Below are 228 nucleotides of genomic sequence, written 5' to 3' on the forward strand. Positions count from 1 at the left end.
GCAAGTCTATCCAAACATTGTTTANCATTACTTATGACATTTCGGTGGCTTAAACAAGCACCTTTAGAAACGCCAGTTGTGCCTCCAGTGTACTGGAGCATACATAAATCATCTGGGCCAATATCTTTACGGGCTTGCAATTTAGCCTGATCAAAATCATTGAGGATTTGGCTAAAAGAGTGGCAACCCTCTGGAGCAGGCGTCGGGGAGTCGCTTAGTAAATCCGCA

1 protein-coding gene is annotated in these 228 nt (G+C 44.5%); it reads right to left on the reverse strand.

Features of this window, described 5'->3' with window-relative positions; genetic code table 11:
* Positions 1-228: AMP-binding protein (locus tag A3735_RS10285; protein ID WP_156499589.1), on the reverse strand; the 228-nt coding region annotated here is incomplete at both ends.

The sequence above is a fragment of the Oleiphilus sp. HI0061 genome (genome assembly GCF_001635675.1).